22 protein-coding genes are annotated in these 23,774 nt (G+C 70.5%); 13 read left to right on the top strand and 9 right to left on the bottom strand.

Features of this window, described 5'->3' with window-relative positions:
* Nucleotides 1-36: 36 nt before the first annotated feature.
* The gene (locus DFR74_RS18565; RefSeq protein ID WP_232331915.1) at nucleotides 37-621 is read right to left on the bottom strand and encodes a hypothetical protein; all 585 of its coding nucleotides are present in this window, start codon (nucleotides 619-621) and stop codon (nucleotides 37-39) included.
* Between the two features lie 251 nt (nucleotides 622-872).
* On the opposite strand from DFR74_RS18565, the gene aceE reads away from it, so the two are divergent.
* From aceE to DFR74_RS18525, 8 genes are all read left to right on the top strand, one after another.
* Nucleotides 873-3,779 (top strand): pyruvate dehydrogenase (acetyl-transferring), homodimeric type, encoded by a 2,907-nt coding sequence (gene aceE, locus DFR74_RS18560; protein ID WP_067513958.1) that lies wholly within the window; start codon nucleotides 873-875, stop codon nucleotides 3,777-3,779.
* Nucleotides 3,780-3,823: 44 nt separating this feature from the next.
* Nucleotides 3,824-5,125: a PucR family transcriptional regulator gene (locus DFR74_RS18555; protein ID WP_407675257.1), complete on the top strand. Its 1,302-nt coding sequence runs from the start codon at nucleotides 3,824-3,826 to the stop codon at nucleotides 5,123-5,125.
* Between the two features lie 128 nt (nucleotides 5,126-5,253).
* The gene (locus DFR74_RS18550; protein ID WP_067513960.1) at nucleotides 5,254-6,168 is read left to right on the top strand and encodes an ACP S-malonyltransferase; all 915 of its coding nucleotides are present in this window, start codon (nucleotides 5,254-5,256) and stop codon (nucleotides 6,166-6,168) included.
* Nucleotides 6,169-6,293: 125 nt separating this feature from the next.
* The gene (gene acpM, locus DFR74_RS18545; protein WP_014982996.1) at nucleotides 6,294-6,593 is read left to right on the top strand and encodes a meromycolate extension acyl carrier protein AcpM; all 300 of its coding nucleotides are present in this window, start codon (nucleotides 6,294-6,296) and stop codon (nucleotides 6,591-6,593) included.
* 9 nt (nucleotides 6,594-6,602) lie between these two features.
* On the top strand, nucleotides 6,603-7,853 hold the full coding sequence (locus DFR74_RS18540) for a KasA/KasB family beta-ketoacyl-ACP synthase (protein WP_067513961.1): 1,251 nt from the start codon (nucleotides 6,603-6,605) through the stop codon (nucleotides 7,851-7,853).
* A 116-nt stretch (nucleotides 7,854-7,969) separates the two neighbouring features.
* Nucleotides 7,970-9,403, top strand: a complete 1,434-nt coding sequence (locus tag DFR74_RS18535; RefSeq protein WP_067513968.1) for an acyl-CoA carboxylase subunit beta — start codon at nucleotides 7,970-7,972, stop codon at nucleotides 9,401-9,403.
* Between the two features lie 37 nt (nucleotides 9,404-9,440).
* The gene (locus DFR74_RS35450) at nucleotides 9,441-9,857 is read left to right on the top strand and encodes a hypothetical protein (RefSeq protein ID WP_147265852.1); all 417 of its coding nucleotides are present in this window, start codon (nucleotides 9,441-9,443) and stop codon (nucleotides 9,855-9,857) included.
* Between the two features lie 61 nt (nucleotides 9,858-9,918).
* Nucleotides 9,919-10,395 carry a winged helix-turn-helix transcriptional regulator gene (locus tag DFR74_RS18525; protein WP_067513962.1) on the top strand — a complete coding sequence of 159 codons (477 nt, stop codon included), beginning with the start codon at nucleotides 9,919-9,921 and terminating at the stop codon, nucleotides 10,393-10,395.
* A gap of 418 nt (nucleotides 10,396-10,813) precedes the next feature.
* On the opposite strand, the gene DFR74_RS18520 is transcribed toward DFR74_RS18525, so the two are convergent.
* Nucleotides 10,814-11,509: a nitroreductase gene (locus DFR74_RS18520; protein WP_067513963.1), complete on the bottom strand. Its 696-nt coding sequence runs from the start codon at nucleotides 11,507-11,509 to the stop codon at nucleotides 10,814-10,816.
* A gap of 260 nt (nucleotides 11,510-11,769) precedes the next feature.
* On the opposite strand from DFR74_RS18520, the gene DFR74_RS36035 reads away from it, so the two are divergent.
* The 4 genes from DFR74_RS36035 to DFR74_RS37205 all read left to right on the top strand — a co-directional run bounded on the left by DFR74_RS36035 (nucleotide 11,770) and on the right by DFR74_RS37205 (nucleotide 16,737).
* Complete coding sequence (locus tag DFR74_RS36035; protein WP_170160771.1) at nucleotides 11,770-12,138, top strand: hypothetical protein; 369 nt, start codon at nucleotides 11,770-11,772, stop codon at nucleotides 12,136-12,138.
* Between the two features lie 5 nt (nucleotides 12,139-12,143).
* A complete protein-coding gene (locus DFR74_RS18515; protein WP_067514647.1) occupies nucleotides 12,144-13,058 on the top strand; it encodes an SGNH/GDSL hydrolase family protein in 915 nt (304 codons plus the stop codon).
* 302 nt (nucleotides 13,059-13,360) lie between these two features.
* The gene (locus DFR74_RS18510; RefSeq protein WP_232331951.1) at nucleotides 13,361-14,749 is read left to right on the top strand and encodes an acyltransferase family protein; all 1,389 of its coding nucleotides are present in this window, start codon (nucleotides 13,361-13,363) and stop codon (nucleotides 14,747-14,749) included.
* 17 nt (nucleotides 14,750-14,766) lie between these two features.
* Nucleotides 14,767-16,737: an Eco57I restriction-modification methylase domain-containing protein gene (locus DFR74_RS37205; protein WP_232331952.1), complete on the top strand. Its 1,971-nt coding sequence runs from the start codon at nucleotides 14,767-14,769 to the stop codon at nucleotides 16,735-16,737.
* A gap of 204 nt (nucleotides 16,738-16,941) precedes the next feature.
* On the opposite strand, the gene DFR74_RS18495 is transcribed toward DFR74_RS37205, so the two are convergent.
* From DFR74_RS18495 to DFR74_RS18475, 5 genes are all read right to left on the bottom strand, one after another.
* Entirely contained in the window at nucleotides 16,942-17,565 is a 624-nt protein-coding gene (locus DFR74_RS18495) for a TetR/AcrR family transcriptional regulator (RefSeq protein WP_067514649.1), read from the bottom strand.
* 97 nt (nucleotides 17,566-17,662) lie between these two features.
* A complete protein-coding gene (locus DFR74_RS18490) occupies nucleotides 17,663-18,418 on the bottom strand; it encodes a nuclear transport factor 2 family protein (RefSeq protein WP_067514651.1) in 756 nt (251 codons plus the stop codon).
* A gap of 156 nt (nucleotides 18,419-18,574) precedes the next feature.
* On the bottom strand, nucleotides 18,575-19,459 hold the full coding sequence (locus DFR74_RS18485; RefSeq protein WP_067514653.1) for a helix-turn-helix transcriptional regulator: 885 nt from the start codon (nucleotides 19,457-19,459) through the stop codon (nucleotides 18,575-18,577).
* Between the two features lie 40 nt (nucleotides 19,460-19,499).
* Nucleotides 19,500-19,688: a hypothetical protein gene (locus DFR74_RS18480; RefSeq protein WP_067514655.1), complete on the bottom strand. Its 189-nt coding sequence runs from the start codon at nucleotides 19,686-19,688 to the stop codon at nucleotides 19,500-19,502.
* Between the two features lie 131 nt (nucleotides 19,689-19,819).
* Nucleotides 19,820-20,335, bottom strand: coding sequence for a gamma carbonic anhydrase family protein (locus DFR74_RS18475; RefSeq protein WP_067514657.1), 516 nt, complete (start codon nucleotides 20,333-20,335; stop codon nucleotides 19,820-19,822).
* 196 nt (nucleotides 20,336-20,531) lie between these two features.
* On the opposite strand from DFR74_RS18475, the gene ald reads away from it, so the two are divergent.
* Entirely contained in the window at nucleotides 20,532-21,647 is a 1,116-nt protein-coding gene (gene ald / locus DFR74_RS18470) for an alanine dehydrogenase (RefSeq protein ID WP_067514663.1), read from the top strand.
* On the opposite strand, the gene sigJ is transcribed toward ald, so the two are convergent.
* Complete coding sequence (gene sigJ, locus DFR74_RS18465) at nucleotides 21,626-22,576, bottom strand: RNA polymerase sigma factor SigJ (RefSeq protein WP_067514659.1); 951 nt, start codon at nucleotides 22,574-22,576, stop codon at nucleotides 21,626-21,628. The genes ald and sigJ overlap by 22 nt on opposite strands.
* A gap of 151 nt (nucleotides 22,577-22,727) precedes the next feature.
* On the bottom strand, nucleotides 22,728-23,684 hold the full coding sequence (locus DFR74_RS18460; protein WP_113975172.1) for a cobalamin biosynthesis protein: 957 nt from the start codon (nucleotides 23,682-23,684) through the stop codon (nucleotides 22,728-22,730).
* Between the last annotated feature and the right edge of the window lie 90 nt (nucleotides 23,685-23,774).

Here is a 23,774-nt window from a genome sequence, read left to right as displayed (position 1 = left end):
AAGCCCACCGAATGTCGCGCGATCGGGCGTCCGGGGTCAGCTCGGCGGGCACGCGTCGCGGACCGCGTTGCGCGCGTCGTTCACCCGTCTGCTCGCGCTGTTGAGCGCGTCGACGGGCGCCGTGTACGACATGCCGCGGGTCTCGGCGGCCAGCTGCCTGGCCGCGGCCACGTACTCGGTGAACTTCGCGGCCAGATCCTCCGGCAGCGCGCCCGCGGCCGTGTTCACGCCCGTCTCGACCTTCGAGGCGGCCTCCTCCAGCGTCTGCGCGGCCGCGTCGCGTTTGGCGGCGTAGTCGGGCGCGTTCGAGTCGTGCGCCTCGACGAACGCGTTGTAGCTGGTCACGCCGACGCCGGTGGTGACGGGGAACTGCGAGCAGTTGGTGGCGATGGCCTGGGCCTGCGCCGCGGCACGCCGCGAGGACGTGGCCGCCGCCGAGGAGGCCGCCGCCTCGGTCTTGTAGGCGGCGAGCTCGGACTCGTTCGGGCCCGCGACGCCCTCCACCCGGTCCGCGCACCCGGCGAGGGTGAGACCGGCGACGACCGCGACAGTCGCGCACACCAGTCCGAACCCGCGTGGGTTCAGCACGTTCATCGTCCTCCCCGCTCTCACGTTGTCCATTCGGCGACCTTCGGCACAGGCGATCGGGCAGCTCGACGCGCCCGGTTCGCGATGCGCACCGGGGCAACTGGGGAGTAACCCGTTTTCTGCAAACGGTACTGGATTTCCGGCTGACATGATGACCTGGGACGCATCCTCGGCAAGGATGGAGGGTGCGCCACACCATTCGTAACGGGCGGTCCGCCCACCAGCGCGACCGTTCGGGGATACCGACGCCATCAGCTTGTCCACCCCCTGTACGAGGAGCAGTTTTGACCGACCTGATCGACTCTTCCGTTCCGGCGAAACCCGCCGGGACCGATGCCGCCCCCACCGCCGCGCCGAACGGGTCGAACCCGCCGTCGGGCGAGCGCGTGCGGGTGATCCGCGAAGGGGTGGCGTCGTATTTGCCGGACATCGATCCGGAGGAGACCAGCGAGTGGCTCGAATCGTTCGACGAGATGCTCGACCGCGAGGGCCCGGGCCGGGCGCGCTACCTGATGCTGCGCCTGCTCGAGCGCGCGGGTGAGCGGCGCGTCGCGATTCCGGCGCTGACCTCCACGGACTATGTCAACACGATTCCCACCGAGAACGAGCCGTGGTTCCCGGGTGACGAGGAAGTGGAGCGGCGCTACCGCGCCTGGATCCGCTGGAACGCCGCGATCATGGTGCACCGCGCGCAGCGGCCCGGGATCGGCGTGGGCGGCCACATCTCCACCTACGCGTCCTCGGCCGCGCTGTACGAGGTGGGCTTCAACCACTTCTTCCGCGGCAAGAACCACTCGGGCGGTGGCGACCAGATCTTCATCCAGGGCCACGCGTCGCCCGGCATCTACGCCCGCGCGTTCTTGGAAGGGCGGCTGTCCACCGACCAGCTCGACGGGTTCCGCCAGGAGTACAGCCACGGCGGCCTCGGCCACGGGCTGCCCTCCTACCCGCACCCGCGCCTGCTGAACAACTTCTGGGAGTTCCCCACGGTGTCCATGGGCCTGGGCCCGATGAACGCCATTTACCAGGCCAGGTTCAACCACTACCTGCACGACCGCGGCATCAAGGACACCTCCGACCAGCACGTCTGGGCGTTCCTGGGCGACGGCGAGATGGACGAGCCGGAGTCGCGCGGCCTCGCGCACGTGGCCGCCATGGAGGGGCTGGACAACCTGACCTTCGTGGTGAACTGCAACCTGCAACGCCTCGACGGGCCGGTGCGCGGCAACGGCAAGATCATCCAGGAGTTGGAGTCGTTCTTCCGCGGCGCCGGCTGGAACGTCATCAAGGTGATCTGGGGCCGCGAGTGGGATGCGCTGCTGGGCGCCGACCGCGACGGCGCGCTGGTGAACCTGATGAACACTACGCCCGACGGCGACTACCAGACCTACAAGGCCAACGACGGCGCGTACGTGCGCGACCACTTCTTCGGGCGCGATCCGCGCACCAAGGCGCTGGTCGAGCAGATGTCGGATCGCGAGATCTGGAATCTCAAGCGCGGCGGCCACGACTACCGCAAGGTGTACGCGGCGTACGCGGCGGCGATGGCGCACAAGGGCCAGCCGACGGTGATCCTGGCCAAGACCATCAAGGGCTACACCCTCGGCAAGCACTTCGAGGGCCGCAACGCCACCCACCAGATGAAGAAGCTCACGCTGCAGGACCTCAAGGACTTCCGCGACGTGCAGCGGATCCCGATCACCGACGCCGAACTCGAGCGCGATCCGTACCTGCCGCCGTACTATCACCCCGGCATGGAGGCGCGCGAGATCCGGTACATGCTGGATCGCCGCCAGGCGCTCGGCGGATTCCTGCCCGAGCGGCGCAGTACGGCAAAGCCTCTGCAACTCCCGGGCGACGAGGCGTACCGCTCGGTGCGCAAGGGCTCGGGCAAGCAGAACGTGGCCACCACGATGGCGCTCGTGCGCCTGATGAAGGAGCTGCTGCGCGACAAGGAGATCGGCAAGCGGATCGTGCCGATCATCCCCGACGAGGCCCGTACCTTCGGTATGGACTCGTGGTTCCCTTCGTTGAAGATCTACAACCGCAACGGCCAGTTGTACACATCGGTCGACGCCGAGTTGATGCTTGCCTACAAAGAGAGCACCGTCGGGCAGATCCTGCACGAGGGCATCAACGAGGCCGGATCAACGGCGTCGTTCACCGCGGCGGGCACCTCCTACGCCACCCACGGCGAGCCGATGATCCCGCTCTACATCTTCTACTCGATGTTCGGATTCCAGCGCACGGGCGACGGCCTGTGGGCGGCCTCGGACCAGTTGGCGCGCGGATTCGTCCTCGGAGCAACCGCCGGGCGAACTACGCTGACCGGTGAGGGCCTGCAGCACAACGACGGCCATTCGCTGCTGCTCGCGTCCACCAATCCGGCCGTGGTGACCTACGATCCGGCGTTCTCCTTCGAGATCGCCCACATCGTGCGCGACGGCCTGCGCCGCATGTACGGCGGCGGCACCCCGCCGGCCCAGCCGGCAGCGCTGCCGGGCACCGAGCGGATCGAGCGTCCCGATTCCGACACCTTCGGCGGCGAGGACATCTTCTACTACATCACCCTCTACAACGAGCCCTACCCGCAGCCGGCGGAGCCCGAGGGCCTGGATGTGGAGGGCCTGCTCAAGGGCCTGTACCTGTACCAGCGCGGCGGGGAGGGCGACGTGCGCGCCCAGATCCTCGTCTCGGGCGTCACGGTGCCCGACGGTCTGCGGGCCCAGCGCCTGCTGGCCGAGGACTGGGGCGTGCAGGCGGACGTGTGGTCGGTGACCTCGTGGGGTGAGCTGCGCAAGGAGGCGCTGCTCAAGGACATCGCGGCGCTGCGTGCCCCCGGCACCGAGGTGGGTGTGCCCTATATCACCGAGGCGCTCTCGCGGGTCGACGGTCCGTACATCGCGGCGACGGACTGGATGCGCGCGGTGCCCGACCAGGTGCGCAAGTGGGTGCCCGGTGACTTCACCACGCTCGGCGCCGACGGCTTCGGTTTCTCCGACACCAGGCCCGCGGCGCGGCGCGTGTTCAACGTGGACGCGCAGTCGATCGCGGTCGCCGCGCTCGAGGGCTTGGCCCGCACCGGTAAGGTCGATCCCGCCAAGGCCGTCGAGGCGGCGGCGAAGTACCGCATCGCCGATGTGGACGCCGCGCCGAAAGCGGCGGTGAGTTCGGATGAAGACCTCGCATAGCGGAAAATTGGAACGTGGAACGTAAACCGCCGCGGCCGCGTCGGATCTCCGAAGGCTCCTCCGAGCACGAGGTGTATCTGCCGACGGGCGCGCTCTCCCCCAATCGGCAGACCCGTGATCCGCTTCCGGACACGCTGCTCAAGCGTGTGAAGCAGTTCTCGGGACGGCTGTCCACCGAGGCGGTCGGGTCGATGCAGGACCGGTTGCCGTTCTTCGCCGATCTGGACGCCGCGCAGCGCGCGGGCGTGCAGATGCTGGTGCAGACCGCGGTGGTGAACTTCCTCGAATGGCTCCAGGACCCCGACAGCGATATCCGGTTCAGCCTGGACGCCTTCCAAGTGATTCCGCAGGATCTGGCGCGGCGGCTGACGCTGCGCCAGACCGTCGACATGGTGCGCGTCGCCATGGAGTTCTTCGAACAGTGGCTGCCCGCGCTGGCACGCAACGACCGGCAGCTGGTCGCGCTCACCGAGGCGGTGCTGCGCTACGGGCGTGAGCTCGGGTTCGCCGCCGCCTCGGTGTACGCCAGCGCCGCCGAATCCCGCGGCGCGTGGGACACCCGCCTGGAAGCCCTGGTGGTGGACGCCGTGGTGCGCGGCGACACCGGCCCGGACATGCTCTCCCGGGCGGCCACCTTGAACTGGGACGCCACCGCGCCCGCCACCGTGCTCGTCGGCACACCGCCGGGGGAGCAGGGCGTCTCGTCGGTGGGCGCGGTGCACACCATCGCCGGGCGGCACGGTCGCGCGGCGCTGGCCGTGGTGCAGGGCGCGCGGTTGGTGATGGTGGTGAGCGGTCACCTGGGCGAGGCGAGTCACGTGTCGCCGTTCATGGCGGATCTGCTGGCGGAGGTGTTCTCCGACGGCCCGGTCGTGATCGGCCCCACCACCCGCACGCTGGGCGCGGCGCACGCCAGCGCGGTGGAGGCGCTGGCCGGTATGGAGGCCGTGGTGGGCTGGCGGGGCGCGCCCCGGCCGGTGCACGCGGCCGAACTTCTGCCCGAACGCGCCTTGCTGGGGGATAGAGCTGCGGTCGACGCGTTGAACGAGTATCTTGTCCTCCCGTTGGCCGCGGCGGGATCGGCGCTGGCGGACACCCTCGATGCCTACCTGGATTGCGGCGGAGCGGTCGAGACGTGCGCCCGTCAGCTGTACGTCCATCCAAATACCGTTCGCTACCGACTCAAACGGATCGCCGAGATCACGGGCCGCGATCCGATGAATCCGCGGGACGCCTACGTACTCCGGATCGCAGCCACAGTGGGTCGTTTGACACGAACACGTAACGAATCGTCAACACCCACCCCAGAGGCAACTCACCTTTCACTCGGCGGAGAAGGGCTGTAACGCATCCGGGGAGTCGGTCGATCCGGACAACCCACGTGGGATTTTGTGGGACCCCCACAAAAGCGGTCCGGAAGCTTCATTCGCGCCGACATCTCGTGCGGCGGGGCTCACAGTGTTGTCTTAGAGGCGTGATCGCGTTGTTCGCCCCTGGACAGGGCTCTCAGACTCCCGGCATGCTCGGGCCTTGGCTCGACCTCCCCGGCGCCGCCGACCGGCTCGCGCTCTGGTCGAAGTCGTCCGGTCTGGATCTCGTCCGCCTCGGCACGACCGCGACGGCGGAGGAGATCGTCGACACCTCGGTGACCCAGCCGCTCGTCGTGGCCGCCGCGCTGCTGGCGTTCGCGGAAGTCGACCAGGACGCGCTTCCTGCCGCTACCATCGTCGCCGGACATTCGGTCGGCGAGTTCGCCGCCGCCGCCGTCGCCGGCGTCATCAGCGCCGACGAGGCGGTCACCCTGGCCGCCATCCGCGGTGCGGAGATGGCCAAGGCGTGCGCGCTCGAGCCGACCGGTATGTCCGCGGTGCTCGGTGGCGACGAAGCCGCCGTGCTGGCGCGCCTGGCCGAACTCGACCTCGTCCCGGCCAACCGCAACGCGGTCGGCCAGATCGTGGCCGCGGGCAAGCTGGACGCGCTGGCCGAACTGGCCGCGAACCCGCCCGAGAAGGCGCGGGTCCGGGCCCTGCCGGTGGCGGGCGCCTTCCACACCGCGTTCATGGCTCCGGCCCAGGACGCGGTCGCCGAGGCGATCGCCCAGATCACGCCGAACGATCCGGTGCGCACGCTGCTGTCGAACTTCGACGGTCAGCCGGTCGCCTCGGGCCGCGACGCGATCGAGAAGCTCGCCGCACAGGTCACCCGGCCGGTGCGGTGGGATCTGTGCACGGAGACCGTCCGGCAGGCCGGTGTCTCGGCGGTGGCGGAGCTGCCACCGGCCGGAACGCTGGTCGGTATCGCCAAGAGGGAACTGAAGGGCACGCCCACGCTGGCCCTGAAGACCCCGGAAGACCTCCCCGCGTTGGCCGAGCTCACCGCGTCCGGCTAGCTTTCCTCCGCGGCCCCGCATCGCGATAAATGCGAGGTCGTGACCGAACCGACGGTAACTACCGGCGGCTTCGGCCCGAAAAACAAGAAGAGCCCTACCAAAAGGAACAAGAAGGGAGCCACCAAGTGGCCGCTCTGACCCAGGAACAAATCGTCGAGGAACTCGGCAAGATCATCGAAGAGGTCACGGGTATCGAGCCCTCCGAGGTGACGATCGAGAAGTCCTTCGTCGATGACCTGGACATCGACTCGCTGTCCATGGTCGAGATCGCTGTGCAGACCGAGGACAAGTACGGTGTGAAGATCCCCGACGAGGATCTGGCCAGCTTGAAGACGGTCGGCGACGCTGTCGCCTACATCCAGAAGCTCGAGGCCGAGAACGCTGACGCGGCCGCGGAGCTCAAGGCCAAGTTCGACGCCGAGTAGGGCCGACCAGTGACCACTCCTTCCACCTTGAACGGGAACTTCCCCAACGTCGTCGTGACGAGCCTGGCGGCGACCACGTCGATCGCCGGCGACGTCGATGCGACGTGGAAGGGACTCCTCAACGGCGAGAGCGGCATCGACGTTCTCGAGGATTCCTTCGTCGAGGAATACGACCTCCCGGTCCGCATCGGCGGCCACCTGAAGGTCAACCCCGATACCCTGCTCAGCAGGGTCGAGATCCGCCGCATGGCCTACGTCGAGCGCCTGGCGACCGTCCTCGGTCGCGAGGTGTGGAAGAACGCGGGCAGCCCCGAGGTCGACCACGACCGTCTGGGCGTGGCCATCGGCACCGGTCTCGGCGGCGGCGACGCGCTGATCGACTCGGTCGACAAGCTGAAGAACGGCGGCTACCGCAAGATCTCGCCGCTCGCTGTTCAGATGGTCATGCCGAACGGCCCGTCGGCCTGTGTCGGGCTCGAGCTGAAGGCCAGGGCGGGAGTGGTCACTCCGGTCTCGGCGTGCTCGTCCGGATCGGAAGCCATCGCGAACGCGTGGCGGATGATCGTGATGGGCGACGCGGACATCATGGTCACCGGTGGTGTCGAAGGGTTCATCGATTCGGTGCCGATCGCGGCGTTCTCCATGATGCGCGCGATGAGCACCCGCAACGACGACCCGAAGGGCGCCTCGCGTCCGTTCGACAAGGACCGTGACGGCTTCGTCTTCGGTGAGGCCGGTGCGCTGATGGTGATCGAGACCGAGGAGCACGCGAAGGCGCGCGGTGCCACCATCCACGCCCGCCTGCTCGGCGCAGGCATCACCTCGGACGGCTTCCACCTGGTGGCGCCGGATCCCGAGGGCACCGGGGCCGCTCGCGCGATGACCCGCGCGATGCAGACCGCCGGGCTGTCCAAGCAGGACATCACCCACATCAACGCGCACGCCACCGCCACCCCGATCGGTGATACCGCGGAGGCGAACGCGATCAACAAGGCCGTCGGCAACCACCCGTCGGTCTACGCGCCCAAGTCGGCACTGGGCCACTCGATCGGCGCCGTCGGCGCCCTCGAGTCGGTGCTGACGATCCTCAGCATCCGGGACGGCATTGTCCCGCCGACGCTGAACCTGGACAACCAGGACCCGGAGATCGACCTCGACGTGGTGAAGGGCGAAGCCCGCCGCCAGGAGATCGAGTACGCGATCAACAACTCCTTCGGTTTCGGTGGGCACAATGTCGCGCTCGCCTTCGGTCGCGCATAGCCGCACGACTGACTGCACAACGGATTCCCGGTGGGGCCGGATACACGGCCCCACCGGTGATTCGACATACGCAGCCGCAGTAGCGGCACGCAGATCTCTTCTGAGGAGTGAACGCGATGACGATCCTGGCACCCGCGTTTCAGACTGACACCGCCACCGACCCGCGCGATCCGCTCGGCCGGCTCCAGCGCTTCTTCGATCCCGGCACCGTCCTGCCGCTGCACCCGCGCGACAAGTCCGGTGTGCTGGCCGCGATCGGCGAGGTCGACGGTGTGCGCACCGTGGCCTACTGCTCCGACGCGACCGTCATGGGCGGCGCGATGGGCGTGGAGGGGTGCAAGCACATCGTCGACGCGATCGACACCGCCATCGACTCCGGCATTCCCGTCGTCGGCCTCTGGCATTCGGGCGGCGCCCGGCTCGCCGAGGGCGTCGAGGCCCTGCACGCGGTCGGTCTGGTCTTCGAGGCCATGGTCCGCGCGTCCGGCCTGGTCCCGCAGATTTCGGTGGTGCTCGGCTTCGCCGCGGGTGGCGCCGCCTACGGTCCGGCGCTGACCGACATCGTGATCATGGCCCCCGAGGGCCGCGTCTTCGTCACCGGCCCCGACGTGGTGCGCAGCGTGACCGGCGAGCAGGTGGACATGGCCACCCTCGGCGGCCCCGACACCCACGGCAAGAAGTCCGGTGTGTGCCACATCGTCGCCGACGACGAGGCCGACGCCCTGCACCGTGCCCGCCGCCTGGTCTCGATGTTCGCCGAACAGGGCGAATTCGACCTGGCCGCCGCCGCGCACGGCGATGTCGACCTCAAGGCCATGCTGCCCGAGTCGGCGAGGCGCGCCTACGACGTGAAGCCGCTGGTGCACGAACTGCTCGACAACGTGGACGGCGAGTCGTCCTTCGAGGAACTCCAGGCCGGGTACGCCCGCAGCATGGTGGTGGGTCTGGGCCGCCTCGGCGGTCGCACCGTCGGCGTGCTGGCGAACAACCCGCTGCGCCTGGGTGGTTGCCTCAACTCCGAAAGCGCCGAGAAGGCCGCGCGTTTCGTGCGCCTGTGCGACGCGTTCGGCATCCCGCTGATCGTGGTGACCGACGTCCCCGGCTACCTGCCCGGCGTCAGCCAGGAGTGGGAGGGCGTGGTGCGCCGCGGCGCGAAGCTGCTGCACGCCTTCGCCGAGGCCCGCGTCCCGCGTGTCACGCTGGTGACCCGCAAGATCTACGGCGGCGCCTACATCGCGATGAACGCCCGCGCGCTCGGCGCCACCGCCGTGTACGCCTGGCCCGGTTCCGAGGTCGCCGTGATGGGCGCCAAGGCCGCGGTCGGCATCCTCCACAAGAAGGCCCTCGCGGCCGCCCCCGAGGAGGAGCGCGAAGCGCTGCACGAACGGCTCACCGCCGAGCACGAGAAGATCGCGGGCGGCGTCGAGCGCGCCCTCGCGATCGGGGTGGTGGACGAGGTCATCGACCCGGCCAAGACCCGCAGCACCATCGCCGCCGCCCTGGCCGCGGCACCCGCGCGCAAGAGCCACCACAAGAACATCCCGCTGTGATGTGAGACCGGTGAGTTGCCTCCCGGGGACATCGACGGTGTTGGCTTCCGCCGATCACGAACACCCTGGTCACCTCGGCGACCAGAGGCCGTCACTTGTTGCGGCGGCACCGGCTGCCGAGCAATACGCCGCAGGCGTCGGCTCCGCGAGTCACGAACGCTGTCGGCACGTCGGTGACCAGGGGCCGTCACCTGTTGCGACGGCACTAGATGCCAAGCAAGACGCCGAAGGCGTTGGCTCTTCGTTCGAGGTCAAGAAGGTGCACGGCTGCGAGTTCTGCGGGGTGGAGGAACAGGTGCTCGGCCGCGGTGTCTCACTGACGGACGCGATGTTGCTGGCCGAGTGCGATGCGCGACGGCCCCTGCGGTGGCGGCGCGCGGTGGAGACCGAGGAGTGGCCGCTGCACGCCGATCCCGAGGACGGCTCGTTCGACTACTACATCCACCGGCGCTGACCGGGCGCCCGGATCCGGCGAGACCGTGGGCGCGCGCCCGCCGGCTGGGTAGCATCGGGGAGTGCGCTACGAGGAACTGGCCGAGGAACCGTGTTCGATCACACGGCCGCTGGTGATCCTCGGGGACCGCTGGACCCTGGTCATCCTCAAGTACGCCTTCTCCGGCATCCGTCGCTTCAACGCGTTCCAGAGCGCGCTCGGCATCTCCCGCGGCCGGCTCCAGGATCGCCTGGACCGCCTCATCGAGCACGGCATCCTGGTGAAGCAGAAGGCGGCGGTGGGCGCCCACGAGGAGTACCGGCTCACTCAGAAGGGCCACGACATCTACCCGATCCTCCTCGCCATCCGCGACTGGGGCGACACCTACATGGCGCCCGACGGCCCGCCCGTGCGCTACACCCACCGCGACTGCACCGGTGAGGCGCACGTCCGGCTGGAGTGCGACGAATGCGGAACCGAACTCACGGCGCGCGACGTCACGCCGGAGCCGGGACCGGGGTTGGCGGGCGCGCCCGGGGTGGATCGTCGCGTGGGTTGACGTCCGGCACGTGAAACGCGGTGCGAGATTTCGTGGTCGGAGCGTGGAATCGGTTGGGGCACAGTGCCTATGGTGCGAGATGGTGGGCGAACGCGGCGTGCGCGGGATCGCGTGCCGGTCAGGTCCGGATTGCCGATCGAGCTGGGCGACCTGTGTAGTCACCCGAGCATCCGGCGCCCTCCCGCTCGAGTGCCGCTACTCCGCGCGCCGAATTCACGCCGTCCGGGCAGGCACACGCCGTCTCCCGCTGTGTGGAGCCTTTGCCGATCGGCTGTCGGCGGCGCGCGGTCGCGATTCCATGCAACGGCTCGATCGCCGAGAGTCCGGGTTGCCGATGCTGTGCGTCGCTGTCCACCTCGGGGCGAACGCCGGTGTGCGTGGCGACCGCGGCGTCGATCGGCTCGCGCACCGGCCCAGTTCACTCTCCGAACCAGGTGACGGCTTCGGTCAGGTCGGCGCGGCGGGTGCGGAATCCGTTGACCGGGTGGTCGGTGTCGGGGTAGCCGAAGGAGATGGCGGCGACGACGCGGCGGTTGTCGGGGAAGGCGAAGTGCTCGCGCAGGAAGGGCGCGTAGGAGGCGAGGGCGGCTTGCGGCGCCGCGCCGAGGCCGAGGGTCTGGGCGGCCAGTAGGAAGGTGCCGATGTAGAGGCCGCAGTCGACGGCGCCGTAGACGCCGAGATCGGCCTCGGTGGTGACGATCGCGACGTGCGGGGCGTCGAAGAGTTCGAAGTTGCGCAGGGCCTGGCGGGTGGTGCCCTCGTGGTCGCCTTTGACGACGCCGACGCTGTCGTAGAGCTGGAAACCGCACTCGCGCCTGCGGTCCCGGTAGATGCCGTCGTAGCGGGCGGGGAACGCGAAATCCGTTGCGGGAGCGGCAGTTCGGACGTGCTCGAGCAGTGCCGCCCGGAAGCGTTCGGTGGCCGCGCCCTCGGTGACCGCGAGCTGCCACGGTTGGGTGTTGCACCACGAGGGCGTGCGCTGGGCGACGCGCAGCAGGTCCTCGATGGTCTGCCTCGGCACCGGTTCGGGGCGGAACTGGCGGCAGGTCCAGCGCTCGTCGAGGGTCTGCGCGAGGGTGGCGAACGCGTCGGTGCGCACTTCGGTCGGGCTCATGAACCCGCCTCCTTCAATTCGGTTCTATTTCGAGACTGAATGCTAGCCCGTGATGGTCCCCTTTTGGAACCGTCGACCGGGATTGGGCCATGATCGCCCGGATTCGGGGGCGGTGCCGCGCCTCTTGACCAGACGCCGGAATTGGGGGCCGTGGGTGGGGCGGCAGTTTCGGTCAATCCGCCGTGCTCGCGCCCGCGTGACTTGTACTCTCCGGCTGGAGTGAAACGAGTGTGCTCCTGATTGTGAGAACGGAACCAGCTATGAAGCGTTGCCTCGTCACCGCGATGTCGTGCGGTGTCATCCTGTTCGGTGCGGTCGGCTGCGGGGGCGAATCCGAGGATCGGGGCGACCAGGCGCCCACCACGACGGTGGTCACCGAGGCGCCCACCGCCGAAAGCCCGGCTGCCACCGAGAGTTCGGAGCCGTCGCCCGCCTCGCCGTCGCCGGAAGAGCCCGCGCCCGCGCCGGAACAACCCGCGCCCGCTCCGGCAGCGGAACCCGCACCCGCCGCGCCCGCGCCGGCTCCGGTGCAGCAGGCCCCGCAGCCCGCGCCCGCGCAGCAACCGGCTCCGCAGCAGCCCGCGCCCACCTTGACCGCGCCGGGCTTCGAGCCCCGCGCCGGATACTGACGGCGGTGCCCGTGCTCGGAACGTTCTCCCGCCGCGTCCTCGGCGCCGCGGTGCTCGCGCTGACCCTCGTGGTCGGCGGACCGGCGCCAGCCACGGCCGCGCCCGCCGCGGGCAAGGCGCTGGTGGTGCTCGGTGATTCGTTCACCGCCAACGGTTTTCGCTGGGACGCCGACGACGAGGAGTGCCTGCGCGGACCCAGCTCCTGGCCCACGCAGTTGAGTCAGCTGATGGGCGTGGCGGGCACCGGCGACTTCGTCGACGCGTCCTGCTCCGGTGCGTCGCTGGACACCGGCCCCGGCTACACCCTGGTACACGAGGCGCTGGTCGCGGACGAACTCGGGGCGTTCGGTCCCCGAACCCGCGTCATCGCCCTGCAGTTCGGCCTCAACGACGAGTGGGGCGCCACCCAGACCACGCTGTGGACCTCGTTGCTGCCGTGCGTATTCAACCTCGCCGAGGGCTGCGGGCCCGAGGCCGCCGAGCAGGGGCGCATCACCGACTATCGCGGGGTGTCCGGTGCGCGGTTCGCCGAGCGGATGAGCGGCGCGGTCGAGTACCTGCGCTACTACGCGCCGAATGCCCGCATCGTGCTCGTCGGCTATCCGGAGCTGTTCCCGTCCGGTCAGGACCAGGCGTGCGTGAACGTGCTGGGCGTCGGCCGGTACGTGCAGCCGCGCGGGCGCGCCGTGGTGGAGTACGTGGACCGCATCGACGCCGCGCAGCGGGAGGCGGCCGCGCTGCTCGGCATCGAGTTCTTCGACAGCCGGGCGCTCACGGCCGGTCACGGATTGTGCTCGGACCAGCCGTGGTTGAACGGAATCCTCGACCCGCGCGCGGATTTCGCCGGACTCCCGTTCCACCCGTCGGCGCACGGTGACGCGGTGATCGCCCGCGGCCTGTTCGAGCGGTTCGGGCGATGACGACCTCGCCGGACGTGCGCGTCGGTGTATCCGGGGTTGGCTCGCCCAAGGTATGCCCGCCCGGGGGCGGCGCGCCTGAGGTGGGCGCGTCCGAGGTCGGCTCGCCCGGGGGCGGCGTACCTGAGGTCGGTTCGCCCAGGGTCGGCGTGTCTCGGGTCGGCCCGTGTGAGGTGGGCGCGTCCGTGGCGGGCTCGCCCGGGGCGGACTCGCTCGGGGGCGGCACATCCTGGGTTGGCGCGTCCGAGGTGGGTGCGCCCAAGGTATGCCCGCCCGTGGTCGGCGCGGCTGAAGCGGGCGCGTCCGTGGCTGGCACGTCCGTGGCGGGCGAGTCCGTGGTGGGGGCGGCTGAGGTCGGCGCGCCCGGGGCTAGCTCGCCCGAGGTCTGCCCCGGGGTCGGCCCGCCCGGGCTCGGTGCGTCCGGGGTCGGCGTGCTCCCGGATTCGGCCGGGGGTATGGCCGCCCAAGAGGAGATCGACCGCACCCGGCCCGCGCTGCCCTCGCTCACGGGTGCCCGGTGGTGGGCGGCGTTCGCGGTGTTCGTGTTGCACGCCTTGGTGTTTCTGCCGGTCTACCCGTTCCAGAAGTCCGAGCTGTTCCGGCAGGTGCACCAGGTGATGCCGATGCAGCTCGGGGCGGCCGGGGTGACGTTCTTCTTCGTGCTGTCGGGGTTCATCATCTACTGGTCGTTCCGGCCGGGCGGTTCGGTGCGGTGGTTCTACTGGCGGCGGGTGCTGAAGATCTATCCGACACATCTCGTCGCGGCGCTCGCGTTCATCGTTGTGGCGAGCGTGCCGCTGTCGCGGGCGGTGGTGTGGGTGCCGAATCTGGCGCTGGTGCACACCTGGGTGCCGAAGTGGTCGACGGTCGGCGGGCTCAACGTGCCCGCGTGGTCGCTGGGCGCGGAAATCCTGTTCTACCTGAGCTTTCCGCTGCTGCTGCCGCTCGTGCGCCGGGTGCGGCCGGAGCGCGTGCTGCTCGTGACGGGGGTGCTGCTGCTCGCGATTGTCGCGCTCCACACCGCCTACTACCTGTGGGTGCCCGGACCCAAGGGCATCGCGAATGCCTTTGCGCCGCGGCTGGTTCCGGGTGACGACTCGCCGTTCTTCACGCTGCACGCCTCGCCCGCGTGGTTCGCGCAACCCGATATCCCGGTGTCGCCGTCGTACTGGCTCAGCTACATCTTCCCGCTCTCGCGGTTGCCCGAATTCTTCCTCGGTGTGCTGGCGGCGCGGCTGGTGCTGGAAGGGCGGTGGCGCAACACCCGGCTCGCCCCGCCGATGCTGGCGCTGGTCGCCGCCTACGCCGCGACGTGGGTGGTGCCGGTGAACTACAAGATGTCGGCGCTGTTGCTGGCTCCGATGACGGCGGTGATCGCGACGCTGGCCGCGCGCGACCTCGCGGGCGTGCGCGGGCTCAACTCCTCGCCGCGCATGGTGTGGTTCGGCAATATCTCGTTCGCCTTCTATCTCATGCAGTTCCCGGTGATGGTGCTGGTGACCAGGCTGGTGGTGGGCGGCAGGCAATTCGGCCCGCTGGGGTGGGCCGGGATCGCCGCGCTGTGCCTGGTGCTCTCGACGCTGGCCGCAGCGGCGGTCTACCACTGGGTGGACGCGCCCCTCATGCGCCGCTTCGCCGGTCGGCGGGCGACGCGCGCGCCACAAACGCGTATCAGCCCGTCCGCGGTGCACTGACGGGGCAGAATCCTCCCATGGGTGCGCGGGCCGATACGGCGCGGGAGCGCAAACGGCACGGGCGGCACTACACGCCGCCCGCGCTGGCGCGTTTCCTCGCGCAACGGGTGCTCACCCACGCCGCGCGCGGCGCGACGCTGCGGGTGCTCGACCCGGCCTGCGGTGACGGGGAGCTGCTGCTCGCCGTGCACCGGGAGGTGGCGGCGCGGCGGCCGGGCGCGCGACTCGAACTCGTCGGCTACGACCTGGACGAGTCCGGTCTGGCCGAGGCGGCCGCGCGCGCGGAACGGCTCGGCGTCGAGGCCGAGTGGCGCGCAGGGGATTTCCTCACCGACGCCGACGATCTCGCGCCGGGTTCGTTCGACGTGATCATCACCAACCCGCCGTACGTGCGGACCCAGCAGCTGGGCGGTGCCACCGCTCAGCTGTTGAGCAAGCGGTTCGGGTTGCGCGGGCGCATCGATCTCACGCACCCGTTCGTCGCGGTCGCGCCCCGGCTGCTCGGTCCGGGCGGCGCGCTGGGGTTGTTGTGCGCCAACCGGTTTCTCACCACCAAGGCGGGAGCGAACATCCGCTCGATCCTGCTCACGGAGTTGTCGCCGGTGGAGCTTTACGACTTGGGCGACACCAAACTCTTCACCGCCGCCGTCCTACCGGCCGTCACCATCGCCACCCGCGCCCCGGCCGCCGGACCCTGCCGTCACGTCTCGGCCTACGAAACCCCCTCTGACGAGAAGCACGACGGATCAGACCTTTTCGAAGCGCTTCTCGGCGACGAGGACCGCCTCGTCCGCCACGACGGGCGCACGTTCGCGATCGAAGTCGGGACCTTGTCGACGGGCGCCACAAAACGGGCGCACACGAGAACGCCGCCGCGGCGGGAGACCGGGGGGAACGGCGAACCATCGCCGGGACGCGTTCGCGCCGAAGTTCTGGCACACGAGCCGAATTCGCCGAACGTACCGGGCGCAGCGGACACGCTCGATGCCACCCGCGAAGCCTCGCATGGCGCTCGGTCGAGTCGGCAGAAGCCGCCGACCGGTTCGGCGGGCGCCCGCGCCGGTGCGACCACGTCGGGCAGGATCTCGCGGATCGCGAGTGTGGACGCCCGCGCCGGTGATGCCGTGAACAGCCAAGGAGGCGAGGCATATTCATCGTGGCGGATGTCGAGTCCCAGTGTGGACGCGTGGTTGGCGCGGGTGGCGGCGTCGACGTGGCGAACCTTCGGGGAGGTGGGGCGAATTCGGGTGGGTATCAAGACGACCGCCGATCGCGTGTTCATCTCCGATGGGTGGGCACGGGTGCGGCCGCGACCGGAACCGGAGCTGCTGCTCGCACTGCTGACCCATCGCGACCTGTCCCCGTGGCGGATCACGCGCGCCACCGACACGCGTGTGCTCTACCCCTACGACACCAACTCGGCCAGGCGGGTGCCGATCGACTTGCGCGAATTCCCGAGGGCCGCAGCCTATCTGCGCAAGAACGAGAGCACTTTGGCGGCACGCGAGTACCTCACCGGCAGCGGCCGCGAATGGTTCGAGATCTGGGTTCCCCAGCGCCCCAACCTGTGGCGGGTGCCGAAGGTCGTGTTCCCCGACATCAGCGACCGCCCACGGTTCGCGCTGGACCGCTCGGGCGCGGTGGTCAACGGCGACTGCTACTGGATCTCCTTCGCCGATCTCGCCCTCGCCACACCGGATCCCGACCACCTCGCCCACCTCTTGATCGCGGTCGCCAATTCCGCACTCGGCCTGCGTTTCTACGACACCGTCTGCGGCAACCGCCTCTACTCGGGCCGCCGCCGCTGGATCACCCAGTACGTCGCCCGCCTTCCGCTGCCCGACCCCACCACGCCCCTCGGCGCCGAAATCGCCGCTCTCGGAGCCGAACTCACCGACGGCCCCCGCACCCCGGACGCCGATACGCGTGCCCATCTCGACACCTTGGTCTCGGCCGCCTTCGGACTGCCGCCCGCGCCTGTCCACTGAGGCGCAGCGCGACCAGATTCTTTTCGGCCGACAAGTCACGCGCCGCTCGAGGGTTTGCCGCTCCGCGAGATGCCGGCGGTGCCGGTACGGTGGCGGCAATCAGACTCGATCCCACCCGCGGCGTACACGTGCGAAACCGGCGCGGGCGATCGGTCGCACAAGCTCGTCAGCCTGCGGGAGGCGCGTCCGAGCCGGCCGAACTTCCTACGCCTGCACCCCCGCGCGCACCCCCACCATCGGCAGCAATGTCCGCCGGGCGAACTCCCGCCCCGCCTCCGGATCGCCCAGCGGGATCAACCCGTCCGGGGTCAAGGCCAGGGACAGGGCCAAGCGCGCCATGATCTCGGCGACCAGGTCGGGGTCGAAGTCGGTGTCGCCGGGCCGCAGCTCGCGCAGTTTGTCGGCCAGGTAGGCGCGGCCGACGGCGAGGATGGGCCCGCCCTCGGTGGTGAGCCGGGGCAGGATGAGGTCGGGTTCGGTGCGCAGCAGCCTGCTCAGCAGCGCGTTGGTGGCCATCGAGGTGATGAACGCGACGAAGATCTCGACCAGCTGGTCCTCGGCCCCGTCGACGGTGCGCACCCGCAGGTCGATCTCGGCGACGAACCGCTGCGCCTCCCGCAGGCTCACGGCCTCCACCAGGTCGTTCTTGGATTCGTAGCGCCGGTAGAGGGTAGCCGGGCTGATGCCGGCGCGGCGCGCGATCTCGCCCATGCTGGTGCGCTTGATCCCGAAGTCCAGGAAGGCCGACAGGGCGCTTTCCAGGAGTTTCTCGCCGTCGGTGACCGGTTTGTCCAGGATGCGCTGGAGCATGGACGAGACGGTGGGCATCGGGTCTCCAGTCGTTCGCGCGGGGCCCGCGCCGGAGGGCGTCCGCGACGGTGCGGGTGTCGAACGCTCATTATTTCACCGGCGCCCCAGCACGTCCTCAGAACATCCCATTGCCGTGCGGGAGGTCTCCGGGGATCGGGGCGATCACGTCCCAGTGCTCGACGATCTTGCCGTCCGCGACGCGGAAGAGGTCGTAATACGCCGCGGGAACGCCGAATTCACCCTCGGACTGCACCAGGACGAACGCACCGTCGGCCACGATCCGGTGCACCTGCTTGTAGACGAGGTTCTTCCCCTGGCTCGCCCACCCGGCGGTCGCCGCGGCGAAACCGTCGAGCCCGTCGGCCGCTTCGGGATTGTGCTGGTCGTACTGTTCGGTGGAGATGTAGTCGGTGAGCACGCTGTAGTCCGCGCCGACGAAGACCTTGTCGGCGAAGTCGGCGACCAGCGCGCGATTGGCTTCGGTCGCGGCCCGGTCGGTGACCTCGGTGGGGCCGTCGGTCTGCGAACGGCCGGAGACGGTCGGAGTCACCAAGGGCGTCAACGCGTCCCAGTGCTCGGCGAGCTTGCCGTCGGCGACGCGGAACAGGTCGAACCCGACCAGCGGCACCGGCCCGAACCCGTACCAGGTGCCGTGCACGGCGACCAGGTCGCCGTCGGCGAGGATGCGCGCCCGTTCGTAGCGGAAGTCCGCGGGCAGGCCCGCCACCAGGGTGCGCAAGGCATCCGGGCCGTCCGCGGCCAGGCTGCTGTGCTGGCGGTAGTCCGGGGCGACCCAGCGGTCCACGGCCGCGGGATCGCGATCCCCGAACAACTCGGTCAGCGCGGTATCGACGATTTCCAAGGGGGTCATGCGAGTTCCTCTCGAGGGTTCTTCTGTGTCGGGTAGGTCGCTACCCGGGATCGATCCGATCGCGTGAAGAACCGGATATACCTGTTCAGATTAGGAATCGAGAGCGTCGGTGGCGAGGTGTCCCGAGGTCGCCCGATGGTGAAAAACGGACAGCCGTCACGCCGGCTCGCGCAGCGACGCGCGGAACGCGATCGGCGTGCGGCCCGTCCGGTGCCGGAAGAACTTCGTGAAGTTGGTGGGGCTGTCGAATCCGAGCGCGGTCGCCACCTGGGCGCTGGTGCGGTCGGTGTGGGCGAGCACGCGCTTGGCTTCCAGGAGCACGCGCCGGTCGATGAATTCCTTCGCCGAGACGCCCGTCGCCGCGGCGGTGGCACGACTGAGCGTGCGCGGCGAATAGCCGAGCCGGTGGGCGTAGTCGGCCACGCGATGGGAGTGCCGGAAGCCGGCTTCGACGGCGTCGCGGAATCGGCGGAAGGTGTCGTTCGGTTCCCCCTCGGCCCGTGTTGGGGCGGCGAACCGCAGGCGCAGCAGCAACGCGGCCAGCAGGCCGCGCAACGCCATGGCGTGCGCGTCGCCGGGCAGCGGACCGGGCGCGGCGGCGGAGGAGGCGAGCAGGGTCGCCGTGGTGCGCAGCAGCGTGTGCTCGGCGGGTTCGGGCCGGAACAGGGCGGCGGCGAACCGATCGTCGAGTTCGGCGGCCGAAACCGTTGCCGGGTCGGGGAATTCCGGTTCGAACAGCACCGCGACACCCTCGGCGGCGGACACGTCGCCCCACTGGTGCACCTGTTCGGGACGCACCCACAACCAGGTGCCCGGCACCAGGCGGTGCGTCTCGAAGTCGACCACGTGCGCCACGGCGCCCTCGGACACGGCGACGAGCAGGTGAAAGCTCAGGCGCTGCGGTGCCGACAGCTGCCGCGGGTGCGCGCGTTCGCGCAACTCGCGCAGGGTGATCACCTCGACGCCGCGCGGCCGTCCCGGCGGCGCGGCGAAACCGACGTCGATGACGCCGGGCGGGCGGGCCTTTCGCGTGTCGGCCATGACGACCCGTGATGCTACCGCCCGTCGGCCGGTGGATTCCCTACGTCTGCGGCAGATCCAGGTCCGCCATTTCCTTCTCGATCGCGTTGGCGGCGAAATCGACGCCCCGCGAACGTAATTCGTGGACGCGGCGCTGGAGCGCCTCTATTCCACCCGGTTGGGCCGCGATATCGGCCACACTGATCCGCCCCTTCGGCCGGTGCATACCCTTGTTCTCCCCGTACGCCACCGTGATACCTCCTGCCTGTCACGCATCATGCGCGCGGTCGCGCGGCCGGTTTCGGCGGCCGCGAAACTGCGGGCATGCAGGCAAAATGTTATCAGCCGTTCCTGTTGGACACTTGATCAGTGTGCGATGTATCACACCTGCTTGGCGGTCCGGTGGTTCGCCGTGTTGTGCAGGTAGACCGCGCCGTTGAGGCGGATGCCGTCGCGCTCGGCCTCGCTCAGTTCGCGCCGCACCTTGCCGGGCACGCCGGCGACGAGGGAACCGGGCGGGATCTGCGCGCCCTCCGGGATCAGCGCGTTCGCCGCGATCAGGCTGCCCGCGCCGATCACCGCGCCGTTGAGCACGGTGGCGCCCATGCCGACCAGCACATCGTCGCCGACGGTGCAGCCGTGCAGGATCGCGTTGTGCCCCACCGACACCCCGCTGCCGACGGTGAGGGGGAAGCCGGGGTCGGCGTGCAGGACGCATCCGTCCTGGATGTTGGTGCGCGCTCCGACGCTGATCTGCTCCAGATCGCCGCGCAGCACGGCGCCGTACCACACGCTCACCTCGCCCGCGAGGCGCACGCGCCCGATCACGGTGGCGTTCGGCGCCAGCCACGCGCTCTCGTCGACCTCCGGCGCGAAGCCACTGATCTCAATCCTCATGGGGGCAACCTAACCGGCGGAGCCGAACCGGCACCGCGCGGCCCGCGTGCGTCGAACGGCCGGGGCCGTTTCACGTACGCCGCGCGACGGAGTCGAAGTGGCGCGGAAGCGATTGCCCCGGGGTGCCGCAGCTCCCGGGGTGCGGCGCCCGCGCGCCGTCGTGGCCAAGCGCGAGTGGGTGGGCGACGATGGCGGTATGAGGATCGGAGTACCACGGGAGGTCAAAGAGCAGGAGTTTCGGGTGGCGCTCACCCCGGCGGGGGCCGGGGAACTGGTGCGCCACGGCCACGCAGTGGTGGTCGAGTCGGCGGCGGGCGTCGGGTCGGGTTTCGGCGACGGCGCCTACGCCGCGTCCGGGGCGGAACTTGCCCCGGACGCGGACGTGGTGTGGGGCACGGCCGATTTGGTGTTGAAGGTGAAAGAGCCCATCGCGCCGGAGTATTCGCGGATGCGCCGCGACCAGGTGCTGTTCACCTATCTGCACTTGGCGGCGTCGAAGGAGTGCACCGACGCCATCCTGTCGTCGGGAGTCACCGCCATCGCCTACGAGACGGTGCGCGCCGCCGACGGATCGCTGCCGTTGCTCGCGCCGATGAGCGAGGTCGCGGGCAAGCTCGCGCCCCAGGTGGGCGCTTACCACCTGATGGCGCCGCTCGGCGGGTCGGGCGTGCTGCTCGGCGGGGTGCCGGGGGTGCGGCCCGCCGAGGTGGTGGTGATCGGCGGCGGCGTCGTGGGCAGCAGCGCCGCGTCGGTGGCGTCGGGCATGGGCGCGCGGGTGACGGTGCTCGACACCAATCCGGTGCGGCTGCGGGAACTCGACGCCCGCTTCCACAGCCGGATCACCACGGTGTCGTCCAACGCCGCCGAGGTGGAGAAGGCTGTGCTCGGCGCGGATCTCGTCATCGGATCGGTGCTGGTGCCCGGCGCGCGGGCGCCGAAACTGGTCACCGAGGAGATGGTGGCCGGGATGCGGCCGGGCTCGGTGCTGGTCGACATCGCCATCGATCAGGGCGGATGCTTCGAGGGATCGCGGCCGACGACGCACGCGAATCCGACCTACCGCGTGGCGGATTCGCTGTATTACTGCGTCGCGAACATGCCGGGCGCCGTCCCGCACACGGCGACGGTGGCGCTCACCAACGCCACCCTGCCGTACGTGCGCGCGATCGCCGACCAGGGCTGGCAGGCGGCGTGCGTCACCCACCCCGACCTGGCGCGCGGGCTCACCGCCGGCGCCGGCGAACTCCTGTCCAGGGAGGTCGCCGCCGCCCACGGCTATCCGGTGGCCGCTCAGGCCTCCGGCGCGTCCTGATCGAGGAACCAGGGCTGTCCGCCCTCGGTGGGCAGGTCGCGCAGCTTGTCCGGGTTGCGCACCACGTTGATGGCGACGATGCGGCCCGCGTCGACGGTGAACGAGAACACGCCGACGTGGGTGCCGTCGAACACCACCAACCCGGCTTCGCCGTTGACCAGCACCGAGCGGCTCCACGCGCCCTGCGCCGACGGCGCGTGGTACCAGCCGAGCAGCAGCTTGGCCACGATCTCCGCGCCGTGCACCGGCTTGCGGACGGCGGGCACCTTGCCACCGCCGTCGGCGGTGAGGCCGACGTTCTCGTCGAGCACGCCGAGCAGGGTGTCCAGATCGCCCGAACGCCAGGCCCGCGAGAACGCCGACACCACCCGCTCGTGTTCGGCGGGTGAGGCGGGGAAGCGCGGAGTGCCGTCCTCCACGCGTTTGCGGGCACGCGAGGCGAGTTGGCGCACGGCGGCCGGCGTGCGGCCCACCACCTGCGCCACCTCGGGACCGCTCATGCCGAACACGTCCTGGAGCACGAACGCGGTGCGCTCGGCGGGGGAAAGGGATTCGAGCACCACCAGCAGCGCGGTGGTGACGCGCTCGTCCTGCGTGACGCGATCGGCGGGATCGTCGGAGGTGGTGATCTCCGGCTCCGGCAGCCACTCCCCGACGTACTGCTCGCGCCGCGCCCGCGCCGACCCGAGGTGATCCAGCGCGAGCCGCCCCGTGACGGTGCTCAGCCAGGCCCGCAGATTCTCGATGCCCTCGACCGCGCCGGCTTCGTGCTGTCGCTGCAACCGCAGCCACGCCTCCTGCACCACGTCGTCGGCGTCGGACAGGCTGCCCAGCGTGCTGTAGGCGAGCCTGCGCAGGTAGGGGCGGTGCTCCTCGAAGCGGCGCGCCAACTCGGCCGCGTCGAGGGGGCCTGCTTTCTCGGAGTTCATGGGGACCACCGTTTCCGATCTCGACTGGGTACGCGAGGTAGACGACGCGCGGACGGCGAGTGTGACATTCGGTGGCCGGCGGGCGTCGTGGCGGGCCGGTCCGCGGCACTGCCGTCTTGGTCTCCGTGCACGCGCCGACGGCGATGCCGACCTATCCGACCCGCCCGCGGCGCGAGAGGCGCCGGAGGACAACGGGGAGCGCGTACGCCACGGCGGCGGCGAGAACGACCGACGCCGCCTGGACCGCCTCGGACATGCGGACCGCGCGGCGCAGGTCGGGCACCGTGGGCGCGGGGCCGTCGCCGAGGGTGGGGCGCAGTTCGGTGCCGTGGCGGTAGCGGGTGGGCCCGCCCAGGCGGATGCCGAGCGCGCCCGCCATGGTGGCCTCGACCACGCCGGCGTTGGGGCTGGGGTGGTGCGCGGCGTCGCGGCGCCAGGCGCGCAGCGCGGCGGCGGGGCGGCCGCCGGCGAGCGGCGCGAGGACGGCGGTGAGCACGCCGGTGACGCGGGCCGGGATCAAGTTGGCGACGTCGTCGGTGCGGGCGGCGGCCCAGCCGAAGCGCAGGTACCGGTCGTTGCGGTAGCCGACCATGGCGTCGAGGGTGTTCACGGCGCGGTAGCCGAGCAGGCCGGGCACGCCCGCCGCCGCGCCCCACAGCAGCGGGGCGACGGTCGCGTCGGAGGTGTTCTCGGCGATGGATTCCAGTGCGGCGCGGGCCAATCCGTCGGCGTCGAGGACGGCGGGGTCGCGCCCGCACAGCGCGGGCAGCAACGCGCGGGCCGCCTCGACCTCGCCGGACTCCAGGTGCCCGGCCATGGTGCGCCCGACGCGGGCCAGGCTGGTGCCGCCGAGCACGGTCCAGGTCGCGAGCGCGGTCGTCACCACGCCGCCGCGCCGCAACACCGCGCCCACCCCGGCGACCGCGCCGACCGCGATCACCTCGTGCAGCACGCCCGCCGCGCGCCGGTCGGCGTAGGTCGTCGACTCCAGCGCGCTCGCCGCCGTGCCGAAACCGGCGACCGGATGCCATCGGCGCGGATCGCCGAACGCCCGGTCCAGCGCGAATCCGAGCAGCAGACCGGCGGCGGTCGAGATCCCCGTGTGCACCCGGCGAGAGTAGCGGGCGGGGCGGTGGCGCCAGCGCGCCGGCTACGCCGATATCGGCTGGGAGACCGTCGCACGCCTCGGCCTCGACAA

Source organism: Nocardia puris, from assembly GCF_003315035.1.
Lineage (GTDB): Bacteria > Actinomycetota > Actinomycetes > Mycobacteriales > Mycobacteriaceae > Nocardia > Nocardia puris.
Note: the sequence above shows the minus strand (reverse complement) of the source record. Positions and strands in the feature narration are given on the sequence as shown.

What these genes read in the sequence shown, in the direction of transcription:
- DFR74_RS18565 (WP_232331915.1), bottom strand. Translation starts at nt 621, where the DNA reads ATGGACAACGTGAGAGCGGGGAGGACGATGAACGTGCTGAACCCACGC.
- DFR74_RS18535 (WP_067513968.1), top strand. Translation starts at nt 7,970, where the DNA reads ATGACGATCCTGGCACCCGCGTTTCAGACTGACACCGCCACCGACCCG.
- DFR74_RS18520 (WP_067513963.1), bottom strand. Translation starts at nt 11,509, where the DNA reads ATGAGCCCGACCGAAGTGCGCACCGACGCGTTCGCCACCCTCGCGCAG.
- DFR74_RS36035 (WP_170160771.1), top strand. Translation starts at nt 11,770, where the DNA reads ATGAAGCGTTGCCTCGTCACCGCGATGTCGTGCGGTGTCATCCTGTTC.
- DFR74_RS37205 (WP_232331952.1), top strand. Translation starts at nt 14,767, where the DNA reads ATGGGTGCGCGGGCCGATACGGCGCGGGAGCGCAAACGGCACGGGCGG.
- DFR74_RS18495 (WP_067514649.1), bottom strand. Translation starts at nt 17,565, where the DNA reads ATGCCCACCGTCTCGTCCATGCTCCAGCGCATCCTGGACAAACCGGTC.
- DFR74_RS18490 (WP_067514651.1), bottom strand. Translation starts at nt 18,418, where the DNA reads ATGACCCCCTTGGAAATCGTCGATACCGCGCTGACCGAGTTGTTCGGG.
- DFR74_RS18485 (WP_067514653.1), bottom strand. Translation starts at nt 19,459, where the DNA reads ATGGCCGACACGCGAAAGGCCCGCCCGCCCGGCGTCATCGACGTCGGT.
- DFR74_RS18475 (WP_067514657.1), bottom strand. Translation starts at nt 20,335, where the DNA reads ATGAGGATTGAGATCAGTGGCTTCGCGCCGGAGGTCGACGAGAGCGCG.
- ald (WP_067514663.1), top strand. Translation starts at nt 20,532, where the DNA reads ATGAGGATCGGAGTACCACGGGAGGTCAAAGAGCAGGAGTTTCGGGTG.
- sigJ (WP_067514659.1), bottom strand. Translation starts at nt 22,576, where the DNA reads ATGAACTCCGAGAAAGCAGGCCCCCTCGACGCGGCCGAGTTGGCGCGC.